Annotated in this window: 4 protein-coding genes; 1 reads left to right on the top strand and 3 read right to left on the bottom strand. The window is 36.8% G+C overall.

All coding sequences use genetic code 11. The features are described from left to right. Positions 1 to 386: 386 nt before the first annotated feature. Positions 387 to 1,721, bottom strand: coding sequence for a MobQ family relaxase (gene mobQ, locus INT03_RS06850; RefSeq protein ID WP_193008354.1), 1,335 nt, complete (start codon positions 1,719 to 1,721; stop codon positions 387 to 389). Positions 1,722 to 1,723: 2 nt separating this feature from the next. Continuing rightward, the gene (locus INT03_RS06845) at positions 1,724 to 1,915 is read right to left on the bottom strand and encodes a hypothetical protein (protein ID WP_193008353.1); all 192 of its coding nucleotides are present in this window, start codon (positions 1,913 to 1,915) and stop codon (positions 1,724 to 1,726) included. A 310-nt stretch (positions 1,916 to 2,225) separates the two neighbouring features. On the opposite strand from INT03_RS06845, the gene INT03_RS06840 reads away from it, so the two are divergent. Continuing rightward, entirely contained in the window at positions 2,226 to 2,498 is a 273-nt protein-coding gene (locus tag INT03_RS06840) for a hypothetical protein (RefSeq protein WP_193008352.1), read from the top strand. Positions 2,499 to 2,534: 36 nt separating this feature from the next. Here INT03_RS06840 and repM read toward each other — a convergent pair whose 3' ends face one another. Then, positions 2,535 to 3,536: a replication initiation protein RepM gene (repM, locus tag INT03_RS06835; RefSeq protein ID WP_193008351.1), complete on the bottom strand. Its 1,002-nt coding sequence runs from the start codon at positions 3,534 to 3,536 to the stop codon at positions 2,535 to 2,537. Positions 3,537 to 3,636: the final 100 nt, after the last annotated feature.

Below are 3,636 nucleotides of genomic sequence, written 5' to 3'. Positions count from 1 at the left end.
AACCGAGGATTTGTAGTTGTTAAACCGAGGATTTGTAGCACTATGGGCTTTGAAAGCTATACTAGGCAAGGGATGCAAGGTGTCTAAAATCTTTTAAAACTCTTTAAAATCTATTAAAAGATTTAAATGTAATCTTTAACTAATAAAAACTAGGTAGCAGAGCAGAGATAAATATCAATAATCAGTTTTACGGCAAAGCTCAGAAAAAAGATTGATATAAACAATATCTAGGGGTAATGTCATAGATATATCAAAATAACGCTTAATTTGCTCACTGTAGCGTCCAAAACATAATTAGGCTAAGATGGGTGCTTAGAGTAAATCAAAGGTACTGACAAGCAACTGAGAGCTTGTCAGTTATCAAAAAATTCTATGTAAATGTTAATTTATCGTAGTCTTGGCGTGTTTTGTGGTGTTGTTGGCTGTAATGACTGTGTTGGCGTCGATCTTCTAGCACTTACTCTTTCAAATTCGACTTCGACCTTATCAAGACTTGTAATCGCTTTTTCATATAGTTTTATGAAGTCTTTATTTTTAAAGCCTGCCGTTTCGCTCATAGAGTCTACATTTGCAAGCAAGGTCTTTGATGTACTTATAACCTCGTCTATATTCTCAAGCTTATTATTATCAAGCCCTCTGTCATATAGTTGGCTTCCAGCCTCCATGCCAATATAATCTATATATTCTAAAAATTTCTTGCCTATTAGGTTTAACCCAAATGGGCTTTGACCTTCACTAATACCATCAACAATCTGATTATGATATTGATGTAACCTCTCAAAACTCTCTTGAGTATATCTGTCTAAATCTATCTCTTTGGCTTCAACTCTTTTGGGCTTTGGCTTAGGCTCTGGTATCAATAGCGATGGTGGTTTGGTCGTTTGTATAGTCCGCTCTTTCTCTTCTTCCTGCTGTTTGGCAAGCTGTTCTTTTAAGCTCTCCAACTCAGTATTAATAATATAAGACTCTAGATTATCATTGGCAACTTGACGGTTAATGTCGCCCTTAGCGGTACTAATACCTTTACGCTCCAATGCCGATGCTTCCCAACCCAGTTTTACGGTGGGTAAATAATAACTGCCTTGTTCCTCATAGCTTCGGTGGTCAATACGTCTATCAATCCCAGCATTTTCAAGATGCTTATTTGTTGTGTTCGCCCAGTGTCTACGGAGATTTACAATTTGCTCTTGTGTCTTTGGAAGATTCAGCTTTGCAAGCTTGGTATTCGACAGCTCAATATTGGTTTTATCACCTAATACCAAAGTATTATTTTCTAGCGTTGCGGCTCGTGTGGTCATTAAAATATGGGCGTGGTGGTTACGTCGGTCGCCATGCTTGTCTGGTAAATGAATTGCATAATCAATGGCGACCTTGTATTTCTTAGATATGTCTTTTGTGAAATCTTCAACAAGTGATTGTCTTTGTTCCTCGTTCAGCTCATAGGGTAGATTGATAATGACCTCTCTCGCGGTTCTGCCGTCCTTTCGCTTCTCTGCTTTCTCAGCCGCATTCCATAATTCAGACCTGTCAATATTTAACTTTTGACCATTAGAGAAGATGAAACAATCGGTTTTTACGATACCTTGTTTTTTACTATAATCATGTTTCAACCCAGTTCGGTTATCCTCAATTTTACAACCTGCACGATAGGCAGCCGATGCGGTTGCGCTTCTACCTTCGCTCCGCTTTATTGGTTTTGTCGATAAGTGAAACATTGCCATGATTAATCTTCATTCTCAAAATCTTCGTAGTTTTCAAGCCGTGCCCAGTTAGAAAGACAGCGACCGCACTTCATCTCACCTTCGGGTGAATCACTATAATTATTCGACATATTTGTTTCAAAATCTCTACCACAAGATAAACAAGTTTGAAATTCAAAAGGGCTACCGTGGTCATATTCGTTGTAGTCAAACATTTTCATATCCTTGTTATTTGATTGTTTTGTTTTTAGCTCCGCAGGACGAACTGACTTGGAAAGAAAAAAGTAACGGAGTGGAATTTTTTTTCCAAGTCGTAAGTTCGCACTTCACTAAAAAAGGCTTATGAAGTGGAAAAGAAAAAAAGCACTACGACTTGCAATACTAATTGAAACACTACGACTTGTAGATACTAATTGAAATCCTGCTATTCCTTTACCTATAGATTGATGTTAACTTACAATTAAATCCAAGTACATCATAACTATAGTTAATTTTGTAAAATCTTAGACTTATAAAGGAATTTGTATGGCTACACTAGAACAGAAAATAGCACAAAAAGAAGATGAGCTAGCACGACTAAAAGCTCAATCAAGGAAGTTAGAGAATGGGCAAAAAATAATAATAGGCGGAATGGTTTTATCACTAGCTAGGAACAACCCACAGCGCGCTAAGACACTACTAGAAGATATAAAATCCCAAGTTATTAAAAAGACAGATTTAGAACGTATGCAGCCAATTATTGACGAACTAACCGCTATAGTTGATAAAGCTAATGAACAGCAAAATAATTACTTATAGCGTACTAAGACAAAATGAAAAAATAAGTATTACAGCTTATTTTTTCATGTGTTCTGGGAACTCGTAGCCAACGATCAGCATGTATTTACGCCAATCGTTGACCTTCTTATTATCCTTTAATTCAGTTAAAAGCCAACTTACGACCTCTTGTCTACTCTTACCTGCTGGCGCTATATCTCGTCCGAAATCCATCAGGTTAGCTAGCTTATTAGCAAACGTATTTATTTGACTCTCTGAGAGTGGCGGTATTGTTGTCTTTGGTATTCGCGGCTTATTACCACTAACATTTTTATTAGCTTCTTTGATAACGGGATTTTTTGATTTCTTTAATTTAAATTTAAACGTAAAACCTACAACTTTGCGACCTTCTTTTTTTTGCTCATAGCTGACCGTTATATCTGTATGCTCATTAATTTGTTTAATAGCTTGGTCTAACACTCTAGCCCTGAAATTAGTAACTCGATCATATTCCTCTTTTTCAATTCCGAACCTCTCTCTAAGCTCAAAATAAGTAACGTAAGGTACTGTCTTAGAACCGCGCCACTGCATCATCATTTCATATAAACGATGTGCATACATGCTTGTCAGAGGTGCTTTTTGTTCAAGATGATAGCGAGAAAAGCTACCTTTTAATCTTCCTGCCAACTCTATCAGCGTATTTGTGAATGACAACATAACAACGCCTTGCCCTTCAACATATCCTATTTCTTGAACCCACCGACCCTTTCTAATCTCTTTATGGCTTGGGAATTGATCGCTTTTGATGTAATAAGTAAAGTATCTAGTGAATAGTTGCTCACTAGCCTCTTTCAACGCTAGATAAGCCATATCATTTGTTACGCCATATAATTCTGAATATTCCTCTGCTCGAATATGTATCATTTCGGGTAAAGCAGTAATATGCTTTTCACACTCCTCATAACTAGATAGTTCTGCTAATGCTATATCAAGCAGTCTCATTTCACTAAGCGTAAGCGTGTAACTTGCTTCAATCAGTGAGTTACTTTTAACAACCATATCAGGTGCTTTTTGAGCCATGATAGTAACCTTTTCTATAGTTAAATTTTGGTTTAGTGCTACATTGTCTTATAGTGTAGCACTAAACCGAGGATTTGTAGTTGTTAAACCGAGGATTTGT

The sequence above is a fragment of the Psychrobacter sp. PG1 genome, assembly GCF_014897815.1.
Taxonomy (GTDB): domain Bacteria; phylum Pseudomonadota; class Gammaproteobacteria; order Pseudomonadales; family Moraxellaceae; genus Psychrobacter.
The sequence above is the reverse complement of the archived record's forward strand: the minus strand, read 5'-3'. Positions and strand labels throughout refer to the sequence as shown.